At 42.8% G+C, this 26,630-nt stretch carries 28 protein-coding genes, 1 tRNA gene, 1 other RNA gene and 1 pseudogene; 20 read left to right on the top strand and 11 right to left on the bottom strand.

All coding sequences use genetic code 11. The features are described from left to right. Positions 1-120 precede the first annotated feature (120 nt). From NMD08_RS16345 to NMD08_RS16310, 8 genes are all read left to right on the top strand, one after another. Positions 121-1,716 carry an EAL domain-containing protein gene (locus NMD08_RS16345; RefSeq protein ID WP_370618573.1) on the top strand — a complete coding sequence of 532 codons (1,596 nt, stop codon included), beginning with the start codon at positions 121-123 and terminating at the stop codon, positions 1,714-1,716. A 1,615-nt stretch (positions 1,717-3,331) separates the two neighbouring features. Continuing rightward, positions 3,332-3,607 (top strand): hypothetical protein, encoded by a 276-nt coding sequence (locus tag NMD08_RS16340; RefSeq protein WP_151218002.1) that lies wholly within the window; start codon positions 3,332-3,334, stop codon positions 3,605-3,607. 57 nt (positions 3,608-3,664) lie between these two features. Continuing rightward, the gene (locus NMD08_RS16335) at positions 3,665-3,961 is read left to right on the top strand and encodes a hypothetical protein (RefSeq protein WP_286545131.1); all 297 of its coding nucleotides are present in this window, start codon (positions 3,665-3,667) and stop codon (positions 3,959-3,961) included. Positions 3,962-4,254: 293 nt separating this feature from the next. Further along, positions 4,255-4,650, top strand: a complete 396-nt coding sequence (locus tag NMD08_RS16330; RefSeq protein ID WP_151218004.1) for an ion channel — start codon at positions 4,255-4,257, stop codon at positions 4,648-4,650. Positions 4,651-6,134: 1,484 nt separating this feature from the next. Beyond that, positions 6,135-7,277 carry a porin OmpC gene (gene ompC, locus NMD08_RS16325; protein WP_151218005.1) on the top strand — a complete coding sequence of 381 codons (1,143 nt, stop codon included), beginning with the start codon at positions 6,135-6,137 and terminating at the stop codon, positions 7,275-7,277. 514 nt (positions 7,278-7,791) lie between these two features. Further along, on the top strand, positions 7,792-8,544 hold the full coding sequence (locus tag NMD08_RS16320) for a MipA/OmpV family protein (RefSeq protein WP_187259771.1): 753 nt from the start codon (positions 7,792-7,794) through the stop codon (positions 8,542-8,544). A gap of 200 nt (positions 8,545-8,744) precedes the next feature. Continuing rightward, complete coding sequence (locus NMD08_RS16315; protein ID WP_370618572.1) at positions 8,745-9,680, top strand: LysR family transcriptional regulator; 936 nt, start codon at positions 8,745-8,747, stop codon at positions 9,678-9,680. A 223-nt stretch (positions 9,681-9,903) separates the two neighbouring features. Then, a complete protein-coding gene (locus NMD08_RS16310) occupies positions 9,904-10,596 on the top strand; it encodes a hypothetical protein (RefSeq protein ID WP_252838128.1) in 693 nt (230 codons plus the stop codon). A gap of 510 nt (positions 10,597-11,106) precedes the next feature. Here the strand turns inward: NMD08_RS16310 and NMD08_RS16305 are convergent. Together NMD08_RS16305 and NMD08_RS16300 are read right to left on the bottom strand one after the other, a co-directional pair. Beyond that, positions 11,107-11,736, bottom strand: coding sequence for a ParB/RepB/Spo0J family partition protein (locus tag NMD08_RS16305; RefSeq protein ID WP_151225212.1), 630 nt, complete (start codon positions 11,734-11,736; stop codon positions 11,107-11,109). Positions 11,737-11,738: 2 nt separating this feature from the next. Further along, a pseudogene (locus NMD08_RS16300) lies at positions 11,739-12,958 on the bottom strand (phosphoadenosine phosphosulfate reductase). A gap of 656 nt (positions 12,959-13,614) precedes the next feature. Between NMD08_RS16300 and NMD08_RS16295 the strand changes: the two are divergent. The 3 genes from NMD08_RS16295 (at position 13,615) to NMD08_RS16285 (ending at position 14,536) form a co-directional block, all read left to right on the top strand. After that, the gene (locus NMD08_RS16295; protein WP_151218804.1) at positions 13,615-13,977 is read left to right on the top strand and encodes a fimbria/pilus periplasmic chaperone; all 363 of its coding nucleotides are present in this window, start codon (positions 13,615-13,617) and stop codon (positions 13,975-13,977) included. Continuing rightward, entirely contained in the window at positions 13,931-14,155 is a 225-nt protein-coding gene (locus tag NMD08_RS16290) for a fimbria/pilus periplasmic chaperone (protein ID WP_187259668.1), read from the top strand. The genes NMD08_RS16295 and NMD08_RS16290 overlap by 47 nt, the downstream gene beginning before the upstream one ends. Positions 14,156-14,314: 159 nt before the next feature. Next, entirely contained in the window at positions 14,315-14,536 is a 222-nt protein-coding gene (locus tag NMD08_RS16285) for a YdcH family protein (protein ID WP_151218806.1), read from the top strand. A gap of 695 nt (positions 14,537-15,231) precedes the next feature. On the opposite strand, the gene NMD08_RS16280 is transcribed toward NMD08_RS16285, so the two are convergent. Beyond that, complete coding sequence (locus tag NMD08_RS16280; RefSeq protein ID WP_151218808.1) at positions 15,232-15,510, bottom strand: DUF5339 domain-containing protein; 279 nt, start codon at positions 15,508-15,510, stop codon at positions 15,232-15,234. 468 nt (positions 15,511-15,978) lie between these two features. Between NMD08_RS16280 and NMD08_RS16275 the strand changes: the two genes are divergently transcribed. The 3 genes from NMD08_RS16275 (at position 15,979) to NMD08_RS16265 (ending at position 17,231) form a co-directional block, all read left to right on the top strand. Beyond that, positions 15,979-16,191 (top strand): hypothetical protein, encoded by a 213-nt coding sequence (locus tag NMD08_RS16275; RefSeq protein WP_151218809.1) that lies wholly within the window; start codon positions 15,979-15,981, stop codon positions 16,189-16,191. After that, positions 16,188-16,571, top strand: coding sequence for a hypothetical protein (locus NMD08_RS16270; protein WP_370618570.1), 384 nt, complete (start codon positions 16,188-16,190; stop codon positions 16,569-16,571). Before NMD08_RS16275 ends, NMD08_RS16270 begins: the two co-directional genes overlap by 4 nt. Positions 16,572-16,661: 90 nt before the next feature. Continuing rightward, a complete protein-coding gene (locus tag NMD08_RS16265) occupies positions 16,662-17,231 on the top strand; it encodes a YebB family permuted papain-like enzyme (protein ID WP_370618568.1) in 570 nt (189 codons plus the stop codon). A gap of 209 nt (positions 17,232-17,440) precedes the next feature. On the opposite strand, the gene NMD08_RS16260 is transcribed toward NMD08_RS16265, so the two are convergent. Both NMD08_RS16260 and rarD read right to left on the bottom strand, forming a co-directional pair. After that, entirely contained in the window at positions 17,441-18,355 is a 915-nt protein-coding gene (locus NMD08_RS16260; protein ID WP_370618566.1) for a VirK/YbjX family protein, read from the bottom strand. Between the two features lie 711 nt (positions 18,356-19,066). Next, on the bottom strand, positions 19,067-19,981 hold the full coding sequence (gene rarD, locus NMD08_RS16255; RefSeq protein ID WP_187259664.1) for an EamA family transporter RarD: 915 nt from the start codon (positions 19,979-19,981) through the stop codon (positions 19,067-19,069). A 222-nt stretch (positions 19,982-20,203) separates the two neighbouring features. Between rarD and NMD08_RS16250 the strand changes: the two genes are divergently transcribed. Both NMD08_RS16250 and NMD08_RS28355 read left to right on the top strand, forming a co-directional pair. After that, a complete protein-coding gene (locus tag NMD08_RS16250; protein ID WP_187252668.1) occupies positions 20,204-20,350 on the top strand; it encodes a hypothetical protein in 147 nt (48 codons plus the stop codon). Beyond that, a complete protein-coding gene (locus tag NMD08_RS28355; RefSeq protein ID WP_373276863.1) occupies positions 20,328-20,462 on the top strand; it encodes a DUF4942 domain-containing protein in 135 nt (44 codons plus the stop codon). Before NMD08_RS16250 ends, NMD08_RS28355 begins: the two co-directional genes overlap by 23 nt. Positions 20,463-20,484: 22 nt before the next feature. On the opposite strand, the gene NMD08_RS16245 is transcribed toward NMD08_RS28355, so the two are convergent. Both NMD08_RS16245 and NMD08_RS16240 read right to left on the bottom strand, forming a co-directional pair. Further along, a non-coding RNA gene (locus tag NMD08_RS16245) (RtT sRNA) lies at positions 20,485-20,621 on the bottom strand. Between the two features lie 44 nt (positions 20,622-20,665). Further along, positions 20,666-20,753 (bottom strand) — tRNA-Ser (locus NMD08_RS16240). 235 nt (positions 20,754-20,988) lie between these two features. On the opposite strand from NMD08_RS16240, the gene ghrA reads away from it, so the two are divergent. The 4 genes from ghrA (at position 20,989) to NMD08_RS16220 (ending at position 24,037) form a co-directional block, all read left to right on the top strand. Beyond that, positions 20,989-21,927, top strand: coding sequence for a glyoxylate/hydroxypyruvate reductase GhrA (gene ghrA / locus NMD08_RS16235; protein ID WP_151219654.1), 939 nt, complete (start codon positions 20,989-20,991; stop codon positions 21,925-21,927). A 210-nt stretch (positions 21,928-22,137) separates the two neighbouring features. After that, a complete protein-coding gene (locus tag NMD08_RS16230) occupies positions 22,138-22,875 on the top strand; it encodes a phosphatase (RefSeq protein WP_151219655.1) in 738 nt (245 codons plus the stop codon). Between the two features lie 23 nt (positions 22,876-22,898). Then, the gene (locus NMD08_RS16225) at positions 22,899-23,453 is read left to right on the top strand and encodes a molecular chaperone (protein ID WP_151219656.1); all 555 of its coding nucleotides are present in this window, start codon (positions 22,899-22,901) and stop codon (positions 23,451-23,453) included. 101 nt (positions 23,454-23,554) lie between these two features. Then, the gene (locus tag NMD08_RS16220; RefSeq protein ID WP_151219657.1) at positions 23,555-24,037 is read left to right on the top strand and encodes a DUF1097 domain-containing protein; all 483 of its coding nucleotides are present in this window, start codon (positions 23,555-23,557) and stop codon (positions 24,035-24,037) included. A 47-nt stretch (positions 24,038-24,084) separates the two neighbouring features. Here the strand turns inward: NMD08_RS16220 and csgG are convergent, their stop codons facing one another. Genes csgG through csgD form a run of 4 tightly spaced genes read right to left on the bottom strand, consistent with a single transcriptional unit; the run spans position 24,085 to position 26,430 of the window. After that, on the bottom strand, positions 24,085-24,918 hold the full coding sequence (gene csgG, locus NMD08_RS16215) for a curli production assembly/transport protein CsgG (protein ID WP_151219658.1): 834 nt from the start codon (positions 24,916-24,918) through the stop codon (positions 24,085-24,087). A gap of 25 nt (positions 24,919-24,943) precedes the next feature. Further along, positions 24,944-25,357 (bottom strand): curli production assembly/transport protein CsgF, encoded by a 414-nt coding sequence (gene csgF, locus NMD08_RS16210; RefSeq protein WP_003036084.1) that lies wholly within the window; start codon positions 25,355-25,357, stop codon positions 24,944-24,946. 25 nt (positions 25,358-25,382) lie between these two features. Then, on the bottom strand, positions 25,383-25,775 hold the full coding sequence (csgE, locus tag NMD08_RS16205) for a curli production assembly/transport protein CsgE (RefSeq protein WP_016152600.1): 393 nt from the start codon (positions 25,773-25,775) through the stop codon (positions 25,383-25,385). Between the two features lie 4 nt (positions 25,776-25,779). Next, positions 25,780-26,430, bottom strand: a complete 651-nt coding sequence (gene csgD / locus NMD08_RS16200) for a biofilm master transcriptional regulator CsgD (RefSeq protein ID WP_151219659.1) — start codon at positions 26,428-26,430, stop codon at positions 25,780-25,782. Between the last annotated feature and the right edge of the window lie 200 nt (positions 26,431-26,630).

Here is a 26,630-nt window from a genome sequence, read left to right as displayed (position 1 = left end):
ATTTTTATATGATGAACTACCCGTATTCCTGGTATATGGTGTTTATCCAGTTTTGAGCGTATGCACTTAACCGGTCTTAGCACCAACTTCCAGAGCTGAATGATGCCAGGGACAGAAGCAATGATAAATAACAAGATGCTTTTCGCTATCTCCTGCGGAAAAAAAGCCTTGTATGTCGCTTTTTCTGGGGGGCTGGTACTGGCCGTAACTCTGGCAACTGTGACCTGGTGGTCTGTCGAATCCCTCCGGAAAGACACTCTCACACGTATAAATTTTGCACAACATCACATTGACACCATTATTTCAAATGCCAGAGCGGTGGCGAATGTGACCCGAAATCTTGTCGGGATGCCCTGTACCGGAAACACACTTTCCCAGCTCCGTCATGATGTAATCCGCACACCGAATGTGCGCGCTATCGACCTGGTACGTCAGGGGCGCATTTACTGCACTTCGCTGTATGGCGCAACAGATGAACCCGACAGGCTCTCCCTCCCGTCTGCCCGGAACAACCTGCAGTTGCTTCCCGGTAACACAGCCACACCGCATTTATCTGTGCTGGTATACCGTACTACCTGGCCCAAGGGCACGTTACTTATTAGTATTGACGGGTATTTTGTTGCTGAAACGCTCTTTGCGATTCGTACACTCCCTTTGGTTTATTTTCAGGTCGGGAATACTCTGATGTCGAAATCCGGCCAAATCCTGACACCTGCGCGACTCCCCGCCGGGAAACGCGAGTTCATTACATCTCCGGACTGGTCTTACCGGCTTGTTATCGTCACGCCGACGGGGACACTGTTCGGCAACATCGTGCATAACTACTGGAGGAGTGTGTTGGTTTGCCTGCTGCTTGCTTTGGCGGCCTCACTTCTGTGTTACCGGATATTGACTCGCCCTCTGACGCCTGTGGAGCAATTACAAAACGCGCTGGCACGCCATGAATTCGTGCCATATATTCAGCCGATCGTCGATATCACTACACATCGCATTAAAGGTGGTGAGATTTTAATTCGCTGGAAACATCCGGAAGCAGGCCTCATCCCTCCGGACCAGTTTATCCCGCTGGCGGAAACCTCAGGTCTGATTGTGCCCATGACGCGGCAGTTGTTTGCAGATACAGGCCGCTTTTTTCAGGCGCACACAGCCCGGCTTCCAGCCGGTTTTCACCTGGGATTCAATATCAGCAAGTCTCACCTTGCAGACCGTCACCTCATGGAGGATTGTCAGAATATCCTGGCCGAGTTGTTGCCCTGCAGGGCAGAGCTGGTCCTCGAGTTACTGGAACGGGATACCGCTGAATGCACTGCTGAAATGAAAACTGCGTTCAGCAAATTAAAGCAGGAGGGGATAAAGTTCGCGCTTGACGATTTTGGAACCGGATATTCGACGCACGCCTGTCTGCAGAATTTCAGTACCGATTATATCAAGATAGACAAAAGCTTTATTCAGATGGCAGGTGTTGATGATATATCCCGGCATATTGTAGACAACGTCATTGCACTGGCAGAAAGTCTGAATATCAATATTATCGCTGAAGGCGTTGAAACTGCGTCGCAGGAGGCATATTTACAGGGGCGTAATGTGAAATATCTGCAAGGCTATCGCTATGGCCGTCCGGTTTCTCTGGATCAATTTGTAAAGAACCACCTGAGTGGTGGCGACGGACCGTTTTTCACAGGTTCACCGGCGTTGGCATATCAGGCTGAACAATAAGTCGGAATACTGCGCACTGATATGACGTCTTTACACCAGTCGCGTTATCCGACAAATCCGCGATGAGCGCTCATTTTCTCGAACAATCTAATCAGGGGCTACGCGGCCCGTAATGCTGCGCTGGCGTTGCATCAGGGAGAGTGGGTGGTGTCCTGAATGCGGATGATGGTATTGCTGACGAGTTTATTGAACCCCGGTGGCGGACGGCAGTTGCGACACAGAGCGACGTGGTGCTATTCAATGTCTGGCATTCTGTTACAGAGCACAACTGAAGGGTCGTACACACCCGGCCACTCTGCTGGCAGAGTTTCACAGGCTACGACTGGATATTTAGCAATGAGACTTTCATCACGCACCGGGCGGATTATTATGATGTTCGTGCGATGATCTATATCGGTGTAATAACAGAAATCATCAGACGGGCGAAACGGGACGGTGTGAGATAAAAAAATCCCCAACGGAGATGATGGGGAAGGTAGTGTTTGAAGTTGTGTTGTTATTATCTGTCGTCAATGTGTTAGCACGTATGATTTTAATTTGATATATAAGTGGTAATCAAATTAAATATTTTAATTGTCATTATTATAATGGAGTAAAGCAAGGTTTATTGAGTAAAAACTTCAGACTCCTACAGCAACAAATTTTCACAAATGTCAGCTGGTTTTATATTCCGGCCTTTTTCAGCTACCGGCACGGGTTACCACTAGCGCTGGGGGGACGGCGTCCTGCAGCTGAATGCCGGACTGAATCATCTGTCTGGTATCCTGGTTAACGAAAATGCCCATGCTATGCTGATTGTCATCATCACCGCCCTGGCCACTGTTTCTCGGTTCTGCCGGCGCGAAATTCTTCCTCAGGAAGGACGATTCCCGCTGTATCGGTTTGATTATGGCGCTTATATTGGGGCGACTGCTGTATGATCCGGATATTTTACCCGTTCGAACCTTCAAGTTCGGATGGTATGTATGCACGCCAAAGTTCAGTATCGGCATCATTATACTGTTTATGTAAGCTGGCATATGTCACCTAATCCCGGACAGTGCTGCGAGTGAACAGTTACGGAGGAAAATGCCATTCTGGCCAGGAATCCGTCTTTTATCTTCATTTTTCCCTCTTGGGGCTCCTCTATGGCTGCGTCAGTATGCCGAATCTGGAAAAGAGTATAATTAGTAGTTTTAATTTCCTTATTAATCATCGACTTTGCGATTTATTAATATATGGAATTAATAATTATCATGTAATGAATGAAGTATTTGTCATGAAAAACATTTTTTTGTTAAAAAAACAAAATGCAAAACGGGTAATTATGCACTCGTGACCCAGAGAAAAGGGGATTAGTTTGGTGACAAAAGAACGCGATTAAACGATCGCGCTGGAAGCGGTAGAAGAATATTTAAACAACATCGACTGGATTAACGATGAGATAAGAGCAACTCTAAATTATGCGATAGAGGCGATGATAAGCACTGCGGAAAAGCACGAAAGTAGAATGTTCAAAATTGTGATGGCGCAGGAAGGAAGGAGGACTGCCTGGGGGCATGAGTTAATCGCAGAAATGGAGCATATCCCGTAACCGTAACGTAGTTTATTAACTAAAACATTCAAAAGGATAAATATGAAAAATATCCAGAGCAGAGATGAAAAAGTATATCGTAGAATGGTGAGTGATACGATGGTTGGGTTCATGAACACAATGGGTGATCTCAGTGATGAAGCAAAAGACGATTTGCTTTCGATCATAGTGGAAGCTATGGAGACGAATGCTAACGAAGACGAAGAAAGCAGGAGAAAAATAAATCTGAAGGTACATGAGGTATCAAAGGAATACAACATTCCGATACTTAACATCTTTTCTGTTATTTCAATGGTTTTCATAGATTTCGAGTACTAAAGTATTCCCAGTTAAAGCTCATGGGAATGTTATTTTCAATAAAGAAAGGAGGGAAGGATGTCTTCATGCAAAGAGGAAGATGATATGTGTAAGAGGATCGTCGCGAGAACAGTAGCTGAATGTCTTAATAGCATTGATAACCTTCATGATGGGGCTAAGGAAGGATTAACCTATGTTATAGCAAGGTTGGTTGATAACCCTGATTCAAATGATGAAATGAAAAAGAACATCATTGCGATATCCAGAGAATACAATATCAGCGAGGGGGTGCTTTTTGTCCTTATTACAGATATATTCACTGTGTGTGAGATGGTGCTAACGCATAATGAAAGGTGTGGGGAAGTAATCCACTAAGTGCGGGTAAAACGTTGCTTACAATTCGTGACAGTTACACTGTATTTTATCTTACAAGCTGTAATGCTACCTTCTATGAGAAATGAAGCCAGGGTAAACATAGAAAAAACTACTGAACACAAAATCCCTGCTCTATGGAAAGCCTACCTGTATCTCAAGAGTAGACTGATGGGGTTGTCGGCCGATTTTTACAAGATATCCAGTGTATAACACCAAAAAAATTTACATATCCTGTCAATAATTTTTCCTGGCATATCTCTTGAGTGTTTTTTTGACTACTAAGTAGGTGGGTAATGATTAAGCAATTGTATTATTTGACAGGGTTAATCTCTGTTATGGTCATGATGCATACGGCGTGGAGCAGCTTCTTACTTCAAAGAAAAACAGTGAAGTGCGTCAGGAGTTCATTTTTTATAAAAATTGAGATGTTATTTGTGATGGTGTCTGTTTTATTGATTCATTGTATGGAAGCATCCATTTTTGCAATATTTTATTATGTTAATGATGCTTTGCCAGATATGGAAACATCCATGTATTTTTCACTGGCCAGTTATGCAACTGTTGGTTACGGTGATGTACTTTTACCTGAGGGGTTCCGATTAACTGGGGCGGCTGAAGGACTTGTTGGTACATTAATGGTTAGCTGGACGGTAGCCACATTAATTAGCTACTTTGGTGATAAAAAATAATGCGATAATCAGACCTTTTGTAAAGAGCTTGGTTTTTGGATTGCTTGCGGCACCTTTTAGTTCACTTGGCTGAACGAAATTAATATGAACGTAACATCGTTTATACAGGGGGGGAGTTGAAAGGGATTTCCAATATTGACTGTGCATCAGATATGATGAAATTGTGGCAAGTGACAGCCAGAAAGGATTAAACTGGACAGCAATTACATCATTGAATCAGTGAGTTAAAAAGAAAAAAAGCCTCAACCCAAAAAGGTTGAGGCAATAAAACTTCAAAGGAAAGTAAGAACAGTTCACCTACTCATATACGCAAAACTATATTGCCAGTGTAATGCTTATCTTGCAAATTAATTGTGTTAAATATCTTTATTAATATTCCTGGGGCGAGGGGGGATTGTAAATAACAATGAATCTACACCTCAGAGCCATTTATGGACGGACCTCATGACAATAGACATTTTATGCTCTTGTAACAAAACCTGTTCGAGAGTCTCAGGGCTTATATCATCAAGGTGACAGTGGTGTCAGACCCAGTTGTAGAACACTTCAATGTAATCGAAGATCAGAGCCCGGGTTTTATAGAACCGTTTTCAAAACCTCTGCCAGAGTATCCGCTCAGATTCGAACACACAATGACTTCACTGTCTGGTTTTCGACGCAATGTCAATTATTGGGTTAAGTTACATATTAACAGCAACAGGTGCTGTTGCGATGGATAAAACAGCTGGGGGAGCTATTGCCGGGGCTACCGTTGGCGCTGGTGCCGGTGGAATGATCGGTAAGGCAGCTCGATAGGATTAAAATCACTAATATGTAGTGAATCCCCTGAGCGGTGGGGCAAAACAATGCTCTAACGAACACGTAATAGCACTGTGGCTGACCAAAAACTCACCGGTTAATCTCGGTACCGTAACACCTGTTCATCAATGTTTCATTGTAGTGAGCCTCATTCTTTCCAGCTAATTCTGAATATAACATAGTTCGCGTTTACCTGAAAATGTGGTTGCTTTCGCAAAGTTGTCTAATGACCGCATTACGGAATTACGCTTTACGCTAATTTTTTATATTGTTGTCTGGAACATCCAAACGTATTCTCAGTTAAGTACCATTATTAATATTCTTTTAGGCGTCTTTACAATGCTACTCTCTACCTGCCACTGATTTTTTAATTGCTTTCTGGTGCTTCTGTTTCACTTACCTAAGAAGTTAAAATTATGGGGTTTTATTATAAATCATTATAATTAATCTCAATAATAATGGTGATTAAAATTAATCCGTTTCTTGTGCGGAACTTAAAGATTAACTTGTGCTATATATATGGCGTAATGTATTGCATTAAGCGTGGCTGGGATATTATCAAATGATAGCGTACATCCAGTGTTAACGTTAGTGGAATACGAAGGAGATGTAATAACAGAGGTTGTGCACCTCGCTCAATCTCATCAATATCTAGCATGGTTTTATAAAATAAAGGATCCTAAAACATGAAAAGAAAAGCACTGGCTCTGGTTATTCCCGCATTACTGGGAATGGGGACAGCACATGCTGCAGAAGTGTACAATAAAGATGGCAACAAGCTTGATCTCTACGGTAAGGTAGATGGCCTGCATTACTTTTCTGATGACTCAAATAATGATGGAGATCAATCGTATGTTCGATTTGGTTTCAGAGGTGAGACACAGATTTCCGAACAACTGACTGGTTATGGTCAGTGGGAATACCAGATGCAGGCTAATCAAACCGAGAATGGCGGTAATGATTCATGGACTCGTGTTGCCTTTGCTGGTCTGAAATTTGGTGATTACGGTTCATTCGATTATGGCCGTAATTATGGCGTACTGTATGACATTGAAGCGTGGACCGATACATTACCTGAGTTTGGTGGTGATTCTTACTCCAAAGCCGATAACTTTATGACTCATCGTGCAAGTGGCCTGGCAACCTATCGAAATGGCAATTTCTTTGGTCTGGTTGATGGTTTGGCCTTTGCTTTACAGTACCAAGGTGCTAACGAAAATCAGTCACCTGAACAAGAAGGTACAGGTAACGGCGGTGACCGCAATATGAAGAGCTCTAACGGCGACGGCTTTGGTATCTCATCTACTTATGATATTGGCATGGGCTTCAGTGCCGGCGCGGCTTACAGTACGTCCGATCGTACCAGTGAGCAAACGAGCAAGTCTACTGCGGGCGGCGACAAAGCGGATGCGTGGACCGTTGGTGCGAAATATGATGCAAACAACATCTATTTCGCAACGATGTACTCGGAAACTCGCAACATGACGCCTTATGGTGACAGCAGTAATACCATAGCCAACAAAACGCAGAACTTTGAAGTTACCGCGCAATACCAATTCGACTTTGGTCTGCGTCCGGCGGTATCCTTCCTGATGTCTAAAGGTAAAGATCTGACTCTGCGAGGAAATGCAACAGGCCCTGCGGGAACCAGCGGCGATAAAGATCTTGTTAAATATGTTGATGTAGGCGCAACCTACTACTTCAATAAAAATATGTCTACCTACGTTGATTACAAGATCAATCTGTTGGACGAAGATGATTCATTCTACGAGAGTAATGGTATCGGTACTGATGATATTGTTGCATTAGGATTGGTTTACCAGTTCTAGTTTCCAAGAAAATTATTCATTTAAAGCAATTATCAAAAGAAGAACCAGTGGTTCTTCTTTTTTATGGTCACCCCTAAGATGGACGCCAACGTTAGAAAATACAGTTTAATTGATTTTTTGTTGGCGTGGTTAAGCATAATAGCTATGAATGTTAATAATTTTACAGCTGGAATACTCTACGTTAAGCTTGTCTTTGCCACTGTTTGCTATATATTTTGATGTTTATTTTATTTTTGCCTCAAACGTATGTTTGAGGCTTTTTTATATTCTCTAATCATATAAAAACAATGTCATTTATTTTATTTGATTCTTGGGTTGGTTATGAGTTATTTTTATGCAAAATACATTTCCAGCAATATTAAAGAGTGATGTGTTTTATTAAATGAATATAAGTTATGTATAGAATTATTAATTGTACTCATGATAATAATGAATATTAATGACTTGCAAAATGAGCATAAAAAAATATCATATAAGAATATTTGTGAAAGAAAACTATTTAATAGGTAGTAAAATGAATTTAAAAAAAAGGCACATTATATTACCATTAACATTGTTACTTACAAACTGCATCATTGTTTCTGCGCGAGCGGAACTGTCATTAGGTACCGGGATTATTGCATTAAATACTCCCTATAAGGACTATGACATGCAAACCACCCCGTTTCCTGTCATTAATTACAAAGGCGACAATTTCTGGATAAATGGACTGGGGGCGGGTTACTATCTCTTCAATGATGCCACAGATAAATTGTCGATTATTGGTTATTATGATCCTACACAATTTAAGCATGACGATAGCGATAGCCGGGAAATGCGGCGTTTACTAACACGTAAAGGAACAATGATGGCCGGGCTTTCATATGTTCACAAAACGCGTTATGGATCGTTAAGAGCTGCCTTAGCTGGCGATGTACTCGATAACAGCGATGGGATGGTTGTCGACATGGCTTGGTTGTACCGCTATGAAAATGGAGCATTCACAATTACCCCTGCAATAGGTTTCAAATGGAACAGTGATAATCAGAATGATTATTATTATGGAGTGTCAAAATACGAATCAAAACGTAGTGGAATTAACACGTATACTCCAGATGCAAGTATCAATCCTTATGCTGAATTATCAGTCAGTTATGAGTTTTTATCCAACTGGAATATATATGGTGTAGGTCGCTGGACACGTTTAAGTGATGAAATAACTGACAGTCCAATGGTGGAAGATTCTTGGGATAGTATATTGTCTATGGGCATTACATATACCTTTTGAGTATTTTTTAGCAAGCGACTTACGAGTATGCTGTTTAAGATGTTCTGCACCCTTTATCATACTCATGATAAAGGGTGCATAAACCCTCCATTACCAATGATGTAAATGATACTTACATTTAGTTTTAAGAAAATATGCTGATAATAATTAATAAAATGTTATGCTTCATAACATAAATTTTCTAGTGCAAAGGGAATCATATGTTGCAAAATAATTTTTCAAAAGTAATCAGGAGTGATATCAACTTATTAGTTACTTTATATTTTTTATTGGAAAACAGGCAAGTGAGTAGAACTGCAAAACAACTATATATAGGTCAGTCTGCAGTTAGCCATCAGCTAAATCGTTTGCGTGAAATGTTTGATGATCAATTATTAGTTCGAACCGCAGCAGGGATGATGCTAACTCCCTTTGCTGAACAAATCTATCCGACACTTGGAAATGTTGTTGCTGACCTTGAGGTATTGCTAAAAAAGAAGAATAAAAATTTACATCCACATCCAATAAAGGATATCTATAGAATATGTGTGCCTGAAGATACTTATATTGAGGATGTATCTGTACTATTTTATGATTTTGCTCATGATGAAAATATTCGTGATAATGTAACCTTCGAAGTTTTTAATAGATATGATTCTTGCATTTCAGATTTAAATGAGGGGAAAATTGACTTTTTCTTTGGTTCCAGCGACAATTTATCAGGAGCTATATGCTCCAGTAAATTAATAGAAACAGAATTTTGCCTGGCAGTTAGAGCAGATCACCCTCTGGCAAATAAAACAGTTCAACTTGCAGATATAGTTAAATATCCTTGGATAGATATTCTTTTTCGAGAAAAAGCCAATTCTTATGCGAATGAACATTGGGGAGAGGCAATTAATAACATGAGGTGTGTATTAAAAACATCTTCAGCGAATGCGGCAATTACGTTGCTAAGTCATTCTGATGCAATATGTTCATTATCTGATGATATTATTAATAAGCGTGGGCTTGCCCAAGTAAAAACTAGGAATAAAATAAAAATCACAAATTATCTTTACTGGCATAAAATTATGGGTGATGACGCTTTTCATCGTTATATTCGTGAGGGGTTAATTAGTAGGTATGTTTCTGAAAATATCAACGCAAGAAAATAAATAGCACACAGAACTTACCAACTATTTCTCTATTACTTCTTTGGTAGCTTCAGGCGCTACCAAAGAAGTAATTAATGCTATTGATGAAGTTAATTTATTATATTTAACTATGATGGTGGGTGTTTCACTGAGTGCAAGTGTGATAATACGAAGCATGGTGGTTGGTGGTATTTTTGTAATGAGTTACTAATTCTCTTGATGAGATGAACAGGAGAAGTATAATATGATGGGAAATATGAGATTATTATTAACGAATGATAATTCTCCAGCAGCCATAGGGGTTTGTAACATCTTAGAGAATCTACCGTCGCGTAGCATTTTGTCTAATAAACATATTTTTGTTATGACTGGTGGGCTTCCTTATACTGAAAAACAACATAAAATTATTACACAAGTCATCACAGATCCTTCCATGATAGTAATCATTATTGAGCTTAGATCTAGAGCATTATCAAACTATCATCTGCACCTTCAGCGTGATTATGTCTATTATTTGGATGGAACAATTAGTCTTCAGGCGATCACCAGTCATCTTAAAAACATTTTGAATAGTGTTGCGGATGAAGTAAAAAATAACTTTGGGACACTGCCGGAACAATCTATTGTCGATAGAGTTACCATTGCCGAAAAAGCGTCCATTGTGGGAATGCTTTCTAATCAAAGTTGCAAATTATATGCTGAAACATATGGGCTCAGTATAAGGTCGGTCAGCGAGGACAGGCGGAACGTGATTGTAAAATTTGGTACATGTAGTCCAGCATTATTACATGCCCAACTCTGTGTGGATAGTGCCCTCGAAAATAATATTGTAAAGGCTACATTTAATGAGAAGGGTACTGCCAGTTCAATATACTATGCAAGGATATTGCAAGATCTAATTACTCTTGAAGGCATCAAAGTTCTTCGCGATCTTTAATAAAAAAAGTATATCTAAAACTATCAAAAACTGTTGTAAGTATCCCGCATAATCGTGCCATTCACATTTAGAGATCCTCCGGCATAATCGCACTTGAGATGATGCCAGAGCATAGGGTGGCAGTTTCACAAACTGGTACAACGTTGAACATAAACCATAAACATAGTGGGATAAAATATATCACGCCAGAAGAACGCCATCAAAGTCTGGACGAGAAAATACTGGCAGCCAGAAAATCGGTCTGTTAATTAGCCTGGGCGCTCATCCTGAACATTAGAGTAAGCAACTACGTCACTGGGACTACATATCAGAAGTTTATTTGAACCCTGAAAAAGAAACGTCATAACGTAATTTTATTGCATTAAGCGACAATTTCTATGACAAACGCCGTTGCTCACCGATCTCCTTCATGGTAATACGCAGTTATGCTGCTTTGACGTTAAATTAAAGAACAGTAAATTTAGCGCCGATTCAAATCTCCATTTAAACTGGCGCACATACCAGCCATCACTACTTCACGGTCCACGCCTCGCTGTACTCCTTTTCCTGGAACAATTCCGCCAGCCCGCTGATTTGCTTTAGTCTCAGCACTTCGTCAGCATCCATGCCTAACTCTTCAGAAATTCGGGCATCACCCCAGCCCAGTTTATACAGGTCCTGTACAATCGCACTCATTGCGGCTATATGATGTTTTCCTCTGGCACGATTATGACGGATGGTTGCTGCAATGCGATCGGCCGGTTTCAGGTTTCGTTCCGTTACCAGCGTAACAGGGAGATAACCATTCAGTTTTTTCCGCAGCACAGGTTTAGATTTGCCCAGAGAATAACGATGGAAGCCATCAATGATGGCATAGCCTTTAGCACACGCTGTCACAACAACAGGCTGGGTATACCCATCGGTTTCAAGGGACCGCTGAAGCAGTTTTTTTTCCGGGGGAGCCATGACATTTGGATTATAATCATTGGGATGTAGTGCCGTTGACTGAATCCAGAGCACACAGTCAACCGGTTCACCTGAAAACGGACTATGTTGATGTAGTGCTTTTTTAAAGGTGTTAAGCACTTCAATTTTTTGCTTCTCGTCAATTATATTTTCGAAAAAAGTATCAACTTCAGCCAGTAAATCTTTTAAAGACATCATTATATTATTCCCCATTGCTGACGCTTTTGTTTCATTCGCTCAAGGTAACGCTTGTAATGTCGGGGGCGTTGGGGCTGAAAGAAAGTCGCTGGCACCAGAAATCATTTCTTATTAGTGTCTTGCATATTCTTCGCCAGGACGGAATATCTTTACAACCCAGGTCCTTTTCTTGCTCGTCAGGAATGCCGTGCGGCCAGTCGTGCTCCAGATACCACTTGAGATAAATCGCCAGCTTGTTCCGGTAATGTTCTGCTGTGTGTTCGGGCATGCTTTCCAGTAAAAAATAGGCATAACTTTCCCAGGTGTGATGTTCTGGTTTGGTGATGCTTTTATGTAGTGCAAAAAATTCCCCGCTCTGACTTCCGTAACAGGCTCCACTGTTCGCGCCAGCTACCCGGTAACACATCCGCTCCCAGGTATCAGGTTCCAGAACATGGTAAAGCCAGAGGCCTCGTCTTTGTTCAGGTCCAAAAGGTTCACACACGCGCATACTTCCAAGAGGAACTCCTGCCTGGTACATTAAATCATACAGTGAGTTATATGCTTTGTTCTCTTTGGCACAGTACGTCCATATATCACTGGCTTTCCAGTCATAAAGGGGATAGGCAGTATAATACGTACCTTCAACTGATGCTGTTGTCCACGGTTTGTCATCGGCGTAGCGCAATTTCGAGTGCGAGCTGATGGCCATCATTCGGTGCAGTGATTCATCAGCCCGTATACCCACGAGTATAATCTGGGAATAATCGCCATTCTTTTTTGTCAGCCAGCGGGAGAATGCGGGGATGAATTCCTCGAATGTCATTGCATGTTTGTAAAAGGAGAAAAAAGACTCATCCGTGATAGCACCATGTGGTGGTTTTCGAACCCACTGAGCGCCCGGTGCCCAGGCCACCCATTCGGGCTCATGCTGGGATACTCCACTGACAGTCGTCATGGGGAGTGCCACCCAGTAGAAATTATCAATAACATCAGCGTACAAATGTTTCATCTTTTCGATATGCTCAATAGTCAGAGAAAATTGCGCTTCCCAATCGATGAACAGTACCGATATTTTCCTTTTTTGTCTTCTTGCAGACTCAGCGACAAGATGCAGGAGTACTGTCGAATCTTTGCCCCCAGAAAAAGAAACACAGATATGCCTGAATGTATCAAATGTCCATGAGATGCGTTTGCGGGCAGCGGAAAGAACAGTGATTCCTTTGAAACTTTTGTTCACAAATAAACACCTGGCATTTTTGAAGATTTTAATAAAATAAATTATTACTTTTCTTATTTCAATGTTATTTGTATTCATAGAGAGCATGAATATAAATAACATTACTTCATGTCGGAGTGTGGTAGAATCACCGAGGATATAAGATTTTATTTTGTGAGTTACTCATTGTTTTATATTGATGATGACTGATTCTCTGTACGAAGAAAAAAATTATATCATTATGATGAGAATACTATAAATAATATTTATATTATCACGCGATATTTATTGATACTTAACTCAGTACGTGTATTGAATATTTATTCTATCTTTAATGGGTTGAATAATAATGATTAATTAACAATCTAAGATTATATCCGGTTATGCGTTTAAATTTAGTTTCTTTTTTACTCTTTATTTTTGCATCTTCAGCGTCGAATATTGCGGGGGAAACTAGCGTTATCAAATTCGAGGGTAATGTCGTTGTGGATACCCGCAGACTGGCCTCGGCGTCAAAAAATCAGTCTGTTCCTCTGGGTGATGTATCCGCAAATGCATTTACAGGCACCGGCACCACAACCAGGGACACGGCATTCTCTATCGTACTGGACGACTGTGACATAACAATTGCAAAGACGTCGACAATTTGGAAGAACTTCCTCTTTCAGGAATAAATCATGTCTGTCTCATTTTTTACTAAAAAGTGGGTGGTATCAGTATTGCTGGCCGGGTTGTTCCCGGCAATGGCCTATGCAGGCGGCGGTATCGTGCTGGGCGGAACCTGTATTATCTATCCTGCCGGTCAAAAAGAAGCCAGCATTTCGGTGCGTAACACGTCGGACACGTCCCGCTTTTTGGTGCAGTCCCGGGCAGAAGACCGCAACGGTAAAAAGGCTGCCGATTTTATCATCACTCCATCGCTTTATGTCAGCAATCCGGGGAGTGAGAACACCCTGCGTCTGATGAATGCCGGTCCCGCTCTACCGTCTGACCGTGAAACCCTCTTTATATCTCTCGGTCAAAGCCATTCCGGCTGTTGATAAATCCGGGACTGCAGGGAAAAACGTTCTGATGCTGTCGGCCGCCACCCGTATAAAGCTGTATGTCCGTCCGGCTGGTCTGAAACCGTCCCCGAAAGAAGCGGTGTCAAAACTGACCTTCAGCCGTAATGGCAGGCAGATCACCATCACTTATCCTGTTGCCAATGCCTGCAGATAGCATTGCCACTGCTTTTTGCTGGTGAAAATCTGTATCGACGGAGCCTCAAACGATTTCTGTTATGTGGCAATGCTCACACATAAATATCACAGATGGCGATAGTTTGGAGATGCAGAAGAGAGCTATCTGCGATGTGTTTAACGTATCCAGGGATGTTTAATGTTTCCAGAGTATCGAGAGTTAATTACACGTTTAAAAACACAGCACCCACGTTTTCAGTCACTGTTTGAGAAGCACAACGCGCTTGATCATGAAATAGCACGACTGGAAGGTGAAGATGGACACGGGTATGGACAGGAGGTGGCAAAGCTGAAAAAAGAAAAGCTACAAACTAAAGATGCAATGTATCAGATACTCCTCGAAGTGAGTTCAAAATCCTGATAGCGAAATTTCTACTATCCTGAGGCCCCGCAATCGCGGGGCTTTTTTGATACTGAAGCGAAAATAAGATGGATTTTTTTCATTCGATTCAACTCTGAGAGTTGAAGAAAAAAACGGAGGGGAATTTTTTGACTGGGGGCCTGACAGGCTCAGGAAAGAGACTGAACTTTAAAGATAAAAATTATTATAATAAATGGCAATCATTATCATTTGATGGTGAATTAATCCTGGTGACCACTTACCGATGCTGCCACTCGACCTTTCCATTCCTCATACTGAACCCTGTTTTAAAAAGTACTCCAGGCTGACAGCTCTGCCACGAAGGGTAGCGGTAAATGAAAGAAGAGGTGGCTGTGTTGAAAAGCCTGGAGACAATCACACGGAGCAGCGCTGGCTGGCCGGAGGGCAGGAATTAACCGTTCCACGACGCCTGTCATTCTGGAAATGGCAGGACACTATCAATGATGTGTTTACACGCCTTTTTCTTTATATCTTTCTGAGGATAACAGTGATGTGATTTAAGTGCCTGCCGGGATCGAGAGTGATCTTACCAGCGCGTCCCGTTTTCTTATGTGTCAAAGAGTTAAATAAACTGAAACTGTAATTATTAAGAAATATAAAATTTTGATTAAGCAGTATATCCATAAAGAATTTTAAACTAAAACCACCGTTAACAGGTGGTTTTAGTTAGGTTTTTATTTAATATTTGCGGCTTCCATTGTTTGCTTGAGCGCGTCAAGTCCTTGTTTACATGTCATTTCCTGACTTTCTGCTGGCAGGTTTTTAATCTGTGTAAAAGACTGTTCGAATTGCTGTGACAACATATCTATCTGAGTTTGCTGAGTACCCATTTCTTTCATTTTAATTAAGTATGAATCCATCTGCTTTTTATAAGATTCGCATGATTCTGAAGTGGCAGCAAGGGCACTGTTTACAAATAATAAACTCAGGGAGAGGATGATGATTTTTTTCACTGATTATTTCCTTGTTGATAAGAGTAAATCTGCAACATGTATGGGATAACGTTAGTTTGTCACCCAGAATCCAGTCTGGGTAATACTTATATGCCAAATAAATAGCAAAAAAAATATGATATGCCGCAAATTAATATTCTGTTCAAAGGTGATCAGATGAGCAGGAAAACTCCTGGTATTATTGATTTTTCATTAATCCGATATTTGAAAATTGTAAGCCGCGGTGTTTGGCGCTGCAGTACCATATTGGGCCCGGATAGCTGGACACCCTGGCGGCATTCTGCACCATGTAGCTCTCGACATTAACAAGACCTGCTGCCCACTGAACTCCCGTGCTGACACTTCAATGGCATTAACATATAGCAGAGATAACCATCATTTGAATTAGTCTGATTTTTATTGACCCTCTGTCAAATCTCGTCCCAGGTCGCTACGGTATCGTTATATTTCCTTCCTGAGAATTCAGTCATGGTTTTTGTTAACGAGAAATTACTCCCCGAAGGCCGCGCCCGCAATGACTTTGGGCGTGAGCAAGTCGCTTTCCACAATCACTCACGCCTGGAAAAACCACTTCCACCGCTGCGGCTACTCCATGGTGAAGCATGCTTCAAGAGAAAATCTGATTCTGGCGCTGCCTTATATGAAATTAAAGAGAAATACAATGTTATTGAGATAAAATGATGATGGCAAGTAATAATGAAGATATTAAAGATGGTATTAAATTCAAAAAATACAATTTTTTTGATAAGCGATTTGATTGTTTTTTTGCAACTGCAATCTATTCGCAAGTAATCGGTTCAATTATTAATGAATTTTGCGATTCAATAATTTTAAAAACAATAGTTATCCCTCTGTTTTTAGTGGCTATATTTTCTGTTCTATATTCTTTCTATCTTAATAACTATCTTGAGCCAATAAGAAGGAAAATTCAATATGTATCAAAAGGAGAGGTTGTTGCGGCAATATTTGATAATGTTGAATTTTATCTAATCATTTTTTCATTAATTGTGTATGACATTAAATCTATGTTTGACATTATTTTCTTATTCTTAAAAGGCTAATGGAGGAATATCGCCATGCTAATAGCGGGATATACAGGGAAAACAGCGCTGAAACCGGTTAACGTGTTTAGAAAAAGAATGGAAAAAAACATGAAGAATAATTACCCAGCCGTTTTTGAAACGGGTGATATCGTTTTTACCTGTATCGGAGCGTCCTTGTTCCGTGAAGTGTCGACCGCCTCGCGGTGCTGGTGCAACCATGTCGGGATCATCACCGGATATCATGGTGATGATTATCAGGTGGCTGAAAGCCGTATTCCCCTCTCCGGCGTCACTACTCTGTCGGCATTCATTCAGCGTTCTGCCGGACAACGTTATGCCGTGCGTCGTCTGCAGGGAGGGCTGACCGTGGAACAAAAGCTGGCAGTGATGCAGCAGGTCCCCACACGTCTGCATAAACTGTACCATACGGGGTTTGACTACGAGTGTTCCCGGCAATTTTGTTCAAAGTTCGTGTTTGATATTTACAGAGATGCGTTGGGTGTTCAGGTTGGCAGCGTGGAGACCTTTGGCCAGTTACTGAAAAATAACCCGGGAACCGATCTGCTGTTCTGGCGGTTCTGGTTCCTGGGCGCCATTCCGTGGGACAGAAAAACGGTCACACCCGCCAGTTTATGGCAGCATCCGGGGCTTGAGGGGATTTATGACAGTCCCAGATAGTCGCTTTCTGTTCGGGCGTGTAGTAAATGAGCGTTCTTCGTTTTATTGCAACGTCCCCCTTTGATTAAGGATAGCGTTGCATAGACCCGTTGAAATCACAGCTCTCAGCGGACGTTCGTATAATTGTTGGCCGACGTGGAATGGCAGTAGCGCTTTTGATGGGACGTCGCATTCATCAGCCTGTTTCCGAGCAGAGTAACGTCATTATCTTACATCTGATTTTGCAGAAGAATCATGATTTCCTCATTTATATGGTCCAACAAGGCATACCGTCTCCGGTATTCCGCGCGTTTTTTACTGGCAAGCTCATTAAAAGACTTACGCTCTACAGAAATTGGCAACTTATACCACTTACCGTATGGACGACCAGCAACTGATTCCCAAAAATCACTGTACAGGGCAACAAAGTATTTACGTTTCTTATACCGGTATCGCCATTGCCTGAAAACATGGCTCTGTTCACTGACTGCTAAAATATCAGTGATTTCACAGCAACGCATCAATGAACAAAGTGCCTCAAAAACGATCCGCTTAGGGAATAGTCCATAGCAGGCTTTAGTAGCGTCCCGAATAATGTCTGGACCAATATTTTTTGGCGCCCCCTGCAAACCGCCAATAAATGCACAATGTCCTTTTTTTGACGGGATAACCGAGAAGGACAATCGGGCCACCGGGATGTTGTTAAAACTAAGAGACAACATCAGTTCGCCTTCACGATCAAAACCGCCTGAAGAACAGTGAATATTAAAATCCTCACCATTTTTTCCGGTGAATTGAACCAATAGCACATCTTTGTCTGGTAATAAAAACGCCTGTTGTTTCATTGGTAAACTTTGGACAAAACGGTAGTGTCCGACAATGTTTTTCCTTCGATTTCGTGCCAACCCTCCTTTATACAAATAGGGACGATGAATTTTTGCTGGTAACGTAGGTTGTATCTCCAGAATCTTATCAATTGATTTAAGAGAAAGTAATTCTTGATAATATCGAACACTGGAGACTGGACTTATCATAGAGCGTAAAAGATACATGAGTCGAAATTTTTTGTTCTTCCATTTGCCATGTAACGGGTCACGTGCCAATAAAGTTTTGTTAAAAAAGCTTAGGTATGATGTATTTTTCATAAGTATTTATCATTAAGCCAGGATGTATAAATTCATTTACGTGCAAGGTGTAAATGCTGGAGTCTCTACACTGTTTTGTTAATGCGAAAAATTACTGTTAAATGAATTCATGTCTGACATGCCAGTTTTATTGATAATCATTAGGGTGCTCTCTCGTTAGCCTGTCCTGATAAAACAATTTTTTCATTCTACAGAGAGGAACATATATATTTGTTAAACAAAATGTGTTTTACAAACATATCGCTGTTCATTGAGTAAACTGGTGAGTTGAGTTGTCAACAACATAGCGAAGTAAATCATGTGCTTCAGCGAACATGGGGGGAATGCACGATTTTGAACGACAGGACAAATTTCTGAACGATGACGGCTAACTTAATTGGATGTAATCCCGCGAAATATGCCGATTTTCGTAGATTAAGTTCAAATTGAATATCTTAAATGGGGGGTGCGTCATTCCTGACTTCTTTCCGGATATAATGCCCTGTATATTTTTGATAACTTTTTGTGCTGAAAGGCGTTCGCTTTGTATGTTTATGAAACTGGTCAGCAAAAAAATACCAGGGGAGACCTGATTCGTTGGCGTTTTATTTAATCTCGATAAATGACGGGGTAATCTTGAGTAAACAAACTCGAGTTGTTTACTCATTCATATCTGAGCGCGTGTTCCAGTAAAACGAAAATGCATACTGAGTTATACACTCAGCATGTACATTACCGTAAAGTGCCTTCCGGATGATTCCTTTTAGCTCCTGGAGGATAACGTCGGTAATGATAGTAAAGACTCTCAAATATACATAGCAATAATCCAAACCATACTGCTGAAAAACACAATAACTCGGGGTAATTAATAACCTCTCTAAATATAAGTATGGCAATGAGAAATTGCAGTGATGGCTCAATATACTGTGCAAGACCTGTCACAATAAGGGATGTATGATTTAACGCTACCGCAAATAACACTAACGGGATGACTGTAACGGGAGCGGTTAATATATAAAGAAAGACAGGGATATCAGATGATGTTGTTATACTAGAGTCAGTATATATAAAAATGATAATAGCGACAGGCAGAGCCCAGAATGTTTCAAGTGTGATTGAGGTTATTGCATCGTAATGGATAAATTTACGCGCCAGTCCGTACAATGCAAAAGAAAACCCCATGATTAGCGCCAGTGAAGGGAAACTGTTCGCGGAAATAATCTGATAGGCAAGACCACATACCCCGGATATTACCGCTATAAGCTGAAATAATGATAGTTTTTCTTTAAGGAAAATACAGCCAAGGGAAATGACAATAAGTGGATTGATAAAATATCCCAGACTGGCATCAAGTACTTTATGATTTGTTAGTGCATAAATAAAAGCTGACCACGAAATTACCATTAACAAACCTGCTATCATGCAGGATATGAAGGATGTTTTATCTTTCAGTAAATCGCGAAAAAACGTTCTCTTACGAAATAACAGTCTTATTGGCAGTAATAGAGGTATAGACCAGAAAACTCTGTACATCAAAATCTCAGCAAGGGCTCCGCCGGACAGATATTGATAAAACAATGGGATCAGGCCCCATAATATAAATGCCAGAACAACAACTGCGGGTCCATTTCGCAGAAACTTTACCATTTATGTGTATCCTTGCTTGCCATACCGACATGTCCTTCTGAAGAGCATTTTTAGCCCTTCATTCTGGCTCGTACCTGCTCTTAAGAGCAAAGTTTTCTGTTACAGAACTCAATCTCATTTACAGTCAGGTTGATATAAAAAATAAGGTCAATTTTATCATAGTCGTATCGGTAAATGATGATAAAAATCAATGGGAAGACTTCCGATTTGTATCGCGGACTGATGGAGGACATTTCTGAGCAGCCACAGGTAATGCGGCCATTCTCGCTGACCCAACAGCTTGCTGATATCTCAGCACTAATCGGGAGTATTGGCGGGCCAACTGTGCAGGACTGGGCAATGGGTGATGGCTTCTGTTGCCCGCGATAAGTGGAGCAGAAACCTTGAGTGGGACGATATCCCCGCCATCAGCGAAGAGAACATTATCAGTACCTTTAAGCCGTTGCATTGCAGCAAAGATAAAATAAAAATCCTATGTTAATTAATAATATGCACTCGTAATATGGCGGTGAGGCGGGGATTGACTCGCTTAGCTCGCCCTGCGGGCAGCCTGCTCGCTGCACTCGCAGTCTGTCCAACTGGCTGCGCCAGTAGTCGAACCCCGGTCCGGGCTTCTCATCCCCGCCATGCTGTGCATTATGCGAAAAAAAAGCCCGTACTTGCGTACGAGCTCTTCTTTAAATATGGCGGTGAGGCGGGGATTCGAACCCCGGATACGTTGCCGTATACACACTTTCCAGGCGTGCTCCTTCAGCCACTCGGACACCTCACCATATTGTTGTTCCTGTGCTACCGGAACGGGCGCTAATTTAGGGAAATACCGCTGCGGCGTCAATCAACTTTTTGAAAAAAACGTGCATTTACACAAACTTCAATCAATATGGAGCTTAAATAAGCGGGAATTGTTTTTTTTGCCAGCATCCTAAAATTTGCTACTCTGATGTTCCCTCTAAAAATGATGATTATAAGTGCGAGAAAGCTCCGCATAACAATGTTCAGGAGACAATATGGATATAATTTTCTATCACCCAACATTCGATACGAACTGGTGGCTTAAGGCGCTGATAAAGGCCATTCCTGGAGCGAACGTTCGGCAGTGGAAAGCGGGTGATAATGCCCATGCAGACTATGCGCTGGTCTGGCATCCTCCGGTTGAAATGCTCGCCGGACGAAAATTAAAAGCTGTATTTGCGCTGGGCGCGGGCGTCGATTCTATCCTCAGTAAACTCAACACTCATCCGGAAATGCTGGATGCCTCAATCCCGCTTTTCCGTCTGGAAGATACGGGTATGGGCCTGCAAATGCAGGAATATGCGGTCAGTCAGGTACTGCACTGGTTTCGTCGCTTTGATGATTACCAGGCATTAAAAAACCAGGCGAAATGGCAACCTTTGCCAGAATATACCCGCGATGAGTTTACCGTCGGGATCATGGGTGCCGGTGTTTTAGGGGCGAAAGTTGCAGAAAGTCTGCAAACATGGGGCTTCCCGCTGCGCTGCTGGAGTCGTACGCGTAAATCCTGGTCTGGTGTGGAAAGCTTTGCCGGTACTGAAGAGTTAGGCGCGTTTCTGAGTCAGACACGCGTGCTTATCAACCTTCTACCCAATACGGCAGAAACCGTGGGCATCATTAACGCGGAGTTACTCAACCAATTGCAGGATGGCGCTTACGTGCTGAACCTGGCGCGTGGCGTTCATCTCAATGAAGACGATCTCCTGGCATCGCTGGACAGTGGCAAGGTGAAAGGTGCCATGCTGGATGTCTATAGCCGTGAACCGCTGCCGGAAACCAGCCCTCTTTGGAAACATCCACGTGTGGCCATGACACCGCATATTGCTGCCGTAACACGTCCGGCAGAGGCGGTGGACTATATCTCCCGCACGATTTTGGATCTTGAGAGCGGGAAATCTGTTACGGGTCAGGTCGATCGCGTGCGAGGCTACTAAAGCCAAGCCAGTCGATGCCGGGTTTCAGCTAAATACCCGTCATACTTCAAGCTGCATGTGCGTTGGCTGCGGTTGTTCACCCGAATAACTTACTTCAGTAAGCTCATCGGGTATCACCCCCTTGCCGCCAGCCTGTAACTCGAATTATTTAGGGTATTATTGGCGACGATACCTGCTATCCTTGACGGAAAATGACTACAGGAGAGAGTTATGTATCCCGTTGACCTGCATATGCATACCGTCGCCAGCACCCACGCTTACAGCACCTTAAGTGATTACATCGCTGAAGCCCGTCGCAAAGGCATCAAGTTGTTTGCCATTACCGATCATGGACCGGATATGGCGGATGCGCCTCATCACTGGCACTTTATTAATATGCGCATTTGGCCACGTGTTGTAGATGGCGTAGGGATCCTGCGCGGCATTGAGGCGAATATTAAGAATATTGAAGGTGAAATTGACTGTTCAGGTCCTATGTTTACCTCTCTGGATCTGATCATTGCGGGTTTCCATGAGCCGGTTTTTGCACCTCACGATAAAGACACGAATACCAAGGCGATGATAGCCACGATGGCCAGCGGCAATGTGCATATCATCAGCCATCCGGGGAATCCAAAGTATCCCGTTGATATAACAGCAATTGCACAGGCTGCAGCAAAATATCAGGTCGCGCTGGAAATCAATAACTCCTCGTTTTTACATTCGCGTAAGGGTAGTGAGGATAATTGTCGCGCGGTTGCTGCGGCAGTACGGGATGCCGGCGGCTGGGTAGCGTTAGGATCGGATTCACACACTGCTTTCACGTTGGGAGAATTTGGCGAATGCCGTAAAATTCTCGATGATGTGAATTTCCCGGAAGACAGAATTTTAAACGTCACACCCAAACGCCTGTTGGCGTTTCTGGAATCGCGAGGCATGGAGCCGATCGCGGAATTTGCTGAACTGTAATTGTTACTAACTGGAATATATCAATGAACGAGTTTTCTATCCTGTGCCGTGTACTGGGCTCGCTGTTTTACCGCCAACCGCAGGACCCTTTACTGGTTCCCCTGTTTACCCTGATTAGTGAAGGTAAACTGTCCGCCAGCTGGCCGCTGGAACAGGATGAACTGTTGGCCCGTCTGCAAAAGAGCTGCGATATGTCTCAGCTGGCTGCGGATTACAATGCGCTGTTTGTCGGTGACGAGTGTGCGGTGTCGCCTTATCGTAGCGCCTGGGTAGAAGGGGCGAAAGAATCCGATGTTCGCGCATTTCTTTCTGCTCGCGGAATGCCGCTGGCAGATACGCCGGCAGATCACATTGGTACGTTGTTGCTGGCGGCATCCTGGCTTGAAGACCAGTCTGCGGAAGATGAAAGCGAAGCGCTTGAAACGTTGTTTGTAGAATACCTGCTGCCCTGGTGTGGTACGTTCCTTGGCAAAGTTGAAGCGCACGCCAGCACGCCGTTCTGGCGTACGATGGCGCCATTAACGCGCGATGCGATTAGTGCAATGTGGGACGAATTGCAGGAAGATACGGACGAATAAATGTGATTTAGATCACTTTAAACTGCAACACAAATTAGGCTCTTGCATAATTTGTGTGCACGATCTCATTCCTATGCCGTTTTTCTGCTAAGATACGCGGCATGAACATACTTCTCTCAATTGCAATCACAACGGGCATCCTCTCCGGGATCTGGGGATGGGTGGCTGTTTCTCTTGGCTTACTCAGTTGGGCTGGCTTTCTGGGCTGCACGGCCTATTTCGCCTGTCCGCAGGGTGGACTGAAAGGGCTGTGGATCTCGGCGTGTACGCTGCTAAGCGGTGTGGTGTGGGCGTTGGTGATTATTAACGGTAGCGCGCTCGCCCCGCATATGGACATCATTGGTTATGTCATGACGGGAATTGTCGCGTTTCTGATGTGTATTCAGGCAAAGCAATGGTTGCTTTCATTTGTGCCAGGCACGTTTATTGGCGCATGCGCGACGTTTGCAGGGCAGGGGGACTGGCATCTGGTCGTGCCATCTCTGGCGCTGGGTCTGGTATTCGGCTATGCGATGAAAAACAGCGGATTGTGGCTGGCGTCTCGTCGTGAGAATCGAATATCGTCGACGCTGACCAGTAAATAAAAAAAGCGTGAGGGTATGCCTCACGCTTTTTGTACCTTCCCGACCACTCAGGATTCCGGAGGTACCGACATATGGCGGTATTTTACCAGAATGTCATTATCAACTTGTTTCTTATCCTGCAAATCCCACAACCCGCGATCAATCCCGTCATTAATCAGGAAGATAACGCCGGTTTCAATCGCTGACATCAGGCAAAGCATAACCGGTTCGTTAGAGGTATAGCCAATTTCACCTTCCAACAAACGCTGGTAGTCAATAAAGCGGAATACCCCAGCCTGGACTTCATAAGACAGGATGGTTTTGCTGGTATTCACCGATGAGAGGATTTCACCGGTACTGACGTTAACCACGCGCAGGTTTACCGCTATCTGGTCGAGTTGATATTGCGTATCGGCACCAATACCGAAATAGCGTGCCCCAACGCCACCCGATTTAACGTTGCTTTCGTATCCAATAATGGACCCTTCCACCATGATGTTAGCCGCGGTTAATGACTGCAATGGTATCCGGTTATTCACGGCAACGGTACCGTTTTCCTGCGCCGCACGAATAATTTTTCGTTCATTCAATAAGTTCTGTAACCCCTGACGTTCCAGCGGTATGAACCAACGAGAATCTTTCAATGCGGTGACGAGCATCGCCGTGGCGCTTTGCGGGACGGCGGTTGAGAAGTTACTTGCCGGATAAGGTTTGAACTGGCCAGTCTCATCCTGAATATTGTATACCGACACAAAAATCTTACCTGTAGGCATGGGCAGATGTGTCAAGTCTTTATAGCTTTGAGCCCGGGGCATTAATGTCGGCTTCGCGGCTTCTTTCGGCGGGGCTGTTAAACATCCGCTGAGTAAAATTACTGCCACCATGATAAGTAAGCGCTGCATGATTTTTTCCTTTCGTGGCTATAATTTAGAAATCCGTCGACTGATTTTGTAAACCCGACACTTCAATAGTCGACGTTCTCCCCGTTTTCCTGTCCGTGACATTCAATTGCAGTTGTCCATCCCGGTTGGCGATATCAACGATAAAATCGCTGGTTACCATCCTTCCCGGCTTACCGGTATTGATATTGGTGAGCAAACCACCGAGTATTTGCGACTGTATCGCCTGGGTAAAGTTATCCAGCGCTGATGGGGTTTCAATCCCGTAGTCGCCAGCACTCGGATCCTTATACGAGTTTTGCGCCTGGGCGCTGTTCAGTAAAAAAGAGCCGTTGTTTGGGTTGCCACCAAAGTTAGGGTTGCGGAACTGGAACGTCATGTTTCCGGCCCAACTTAATGGTGAAATCAGCATGAGCAAAACCACTGCATGTTTGACACGCATGAAAGCCTCCGGACAAAATCATGTTTTAGAATTCATCGCGCGCTAAATCGCTCGTGCTTAATAGTGTTTGATCTATTTGCCGACGATTTAATGCTTCCTCAGTTTCTGCCAATGCGAAGACCACAATTTTGTCGAAGTCTCTTTTCGTCGGGAATAAAAAAGTCTGGAAGATAACGTCCTGATTGACAGTTATGGTGATCCAGCTTCCCCAACGTGCACTGGGCCTTTCATTAATGGTTAAGTTTCCTGTGTACTTACTTTCCCACTTGTCACTAAAGGCCCGATAAAAATCATGGCCAATGGAAGAGACAGTGTGGTCAGTCAACAGTCCGGGAACCTCCACCTCTACAGCCGCGTGTAGATTCCCGGCAGCAAGGAACAGATTTGCTGCCACAATCCAGGTCAAATAGCGTTTCATGGCTTTATCGCCTGAGGTTATCATTGGCCCACGAAACCGCCTGCGTACGATTTTTGACAGCTATCTTTTTGAAAAGATTATAAAGATGTGTTTTCACCGTATTTTCACTGATAAATAGTGAACGCGCGATTTCAATATTTGAGGCGCCAATACGCAGTTTATTAAGGATCTCTTTTTCACGGTGCGTAAGTAATGCCGACTCCGTGCTGTTATAGCGGTAGTTCCCGGAATGCGTGATTAGGTAGCTGGCGAGCTTTTGTGAAAAGTAGCATTCGCCACGCAATACACCTTGTAATCCGCTGACGACACGCTGCTCATCTTCCGTTGCGTAGAATACGCCATTGATATGCGGCCAGTTTTCAATATCCCGATAAGGATAATCATCTGGGGTATTCAATAATAAAGTCTTTATGCTGTTGTTTTTTCTGCTCAAATTATCTTGCCAGTAATGGATCAGTTTCTTATCTGCCTCCATCATATCCAGTAGAACAATGCAGCTGGAGGAAATATCATCCAGAGAACGTTGAATATTATGTAGTTTTCCGGTTAACGCCAGCGATTGTTTTAAATGCTGTAACAACGCAGTTGCCTGCAGGGAAGGTTTTGTGATCAACAATAATGTATGACCATGAATACTATGGACTTCATTAAACATGATGAAACTCCACTTTTTTAGTCGCACACCTGACAGTTGCCTCACCTAAAATAGAGACCCCAGAAGTACTGGCAGATGTTGCACTGCTGTGTAGAAATAAAATATCGACCCAATGGGGTGAAAATATTAAAACAAATGGACTTCAACTGATTTCAATCTAGCTATTACAAATCTTAAAGCAAGTGTTAAACATGTTACAG

This window comes from Citrobacter meridianamericanus, assembly GCF_041320245.1.
Classification (GTDB): domain Bacteria; phylum Pseudomonadota; class Gammaproteobacteria; order Enterobacterales; family Enterobacteriaceae; genus Citrobacter; species Citrobacter meridianamericanus.
The sequence above is the reverse complement of the archived record's forward strand: the minus strand, read 5'-3'. Positions and strand labels throughout refer to the sequence as shown.

Bases quoted from the DNA above. Each gene is read 5' to 3' on its own strand.
- NMD08_RS16265 (WP_370618568.1), top strand. From the start codon at position 16,662: ATGAAGAATAATTACCCAGCCGTTTTTGAAACGGGTGATATCGTTTTT.
- rarD (WP_187259664.1), bottom strand. From the start codon at position 19,981: ATGGTAAAGTTTCTGCGAAATGGACCCGCAGTTGTTGTTCTGGCATTT.
- NMD08_RS16270 (WP_370618570.1), top strand. From the start codon at position 16,188: ATGATGATGGCAAGTAATAATGAAGATATTAAAGATGGTATTAAATTC.
- NMD08_RS16340 (WP_151218002.1), top strand. From the start codon at position 3,332: ATGAAAAATATCCAGAGCAGAGATGAAAAAGTATATCGTAGAATGGTG.
- NMD08_RS16335 (WP_286545131.1), top strand. From the start codon at position 3,665: ATGTCTTCATGCAAAGAGGAAGATGATATGTGTAAGAGGATCGTCGCG.
- csgD (WP_151219659.1), bottom strand. From the start codon at position 26,430: ATGTTTAATGAAGTCCATAGTATTCATGGTCATACATTATTGTTGATC.
- csgG (WP_151219658.1), bottom strand. From the start codon at position 24,918: ATGCAGCGCTTACTTATCATGGTGGCAGTAATTTTACTCAGCGGATGT.
- NMD08_RS16230 (WP_151219655.1), top strand. From the start codon at position 22,138: ATGTATCCCGTTGACCTGCATATGCATACCGTCGCCAGCACCCACGCT.
- NMD08_RS16285 (WP_151218806.1), top strand. From the start codon at position 14,315: ATGTTTCCAGAGTATCGAGAGTTAATTACACGTTTAAAAACACAGCAC.
- NMD08_RS16305 (WP_151225212.1), bottom strand. From the start codon at position 11,736: ATGTCTTTAAAAGATTTACTGGCTGAAGTTGATACTTTTTTCGAAAAT.
- NMD08_RS16220 (WP_151219657.1), top strand. From the start codon at position 23,555: ATGAACATACTTCTCTCAATTGCAATCACAACGGGCATCCTCTCCGGG.
- csgF (WP_003036084.1), bottom strand. From the start codon at position 25,357: ATGCGTGTCAAACATGCAGTGGTTTTGCTCATGCTGATTTCACCATTA.
- NMD08_RS16250 (WP_187252668.1), top strand. From the start codon at position 20,204: ATGGAGGACATTTCTGAGCAGCCACAGGTAATGCGGCCATTCTCGCTG.
- ghrA (WP_151219654.1), top strand. From the start codon at position 20,989: ATGGATATAATTTTCTATCACCCAACATTCGATACGAACTGGTGGCTT.
- NMD08_RS16275 (WP_151218809.1), top strand. From the start codon at position 15,979: ATGGTTTTTGTTAACGAGAAATTACTCCCCGAAGGCCGCGCCCGCAAT.
- NMD08_RS16260 (WP_370618566.1), bottom strand. From the start codon at position 18,355: ATGAAAAATACATCATACCTAAGCTTTTTTAACAAAACTTTATTGGCA.
- NMD08_RS16225 (WP_151219656.1), top strand. From the start codon at position 22,899: ATGAACGAGTTTTCTATCCTGTGCCGTGTACTGGGCTCGCTGTTTTAC.
- NMD08_RS16310 (WP_252838128.1), top strand. From the start codon at position 9,904: ATGATGGGAAATATGAGATTATTATTAACGAATGATAATTCTCCAGCA.
- NMD08_RS16330 (WP_151218004.1), top strand. From the start codon at position 4,255: ATGATTAAGCAATTGTATTATTTGACAGGGTTAATCTCTGTTATGGTC.
- NMD08_RS16345 (WP_370618573.1), top strand. From the start codon at position 121: ATGATAAATAACAAGATGCTTTTCGCTATCTCCTGCGGAAAAAAAGCC.
- csgE (WP_016152600.1), bottom strand. From the start codon at position 25,775: ATGAAACGCTATTTGACCTGGATTGTGGCAGCAAATCTGTTCCTTGCT.
- NMD08_RS28355 (WP_373276863.1), top strand. From the start codon at position 20,328: ATGGCTTCTGTTGCCCGCGATAAGTGGAGCAGAAACCTTGAGTGGGAC.
- NMD08_RS16315 (WP_370618572.1), top strand. From the start codon at position 8,745: ATGTTGCAAAATAATTTTTCAAAAGTAATCAGGAGTGATATCAACTTA.
- NMD08_RS16320 (WP_187259771.1), top strand. From the start codon at position 7,792: ATGAATTTAAAAAAAAGGCACATTATATTACCATTAACATTGTTACTT.
- NMD08_RS16295 (WP_151218804.1), top strand. From the start codon at position 13,615: ATGTCTGTCTCATTTTTTACTAAAAAGTGGGTGGTATCAGTATTGCTG.
- ompC (WP_151218005.1), top strand. From the start codon at position 6,135: ATGAAAAGAAAAGCACTGGCTCTGGTTATTCCCGCATTACTGGGAATG.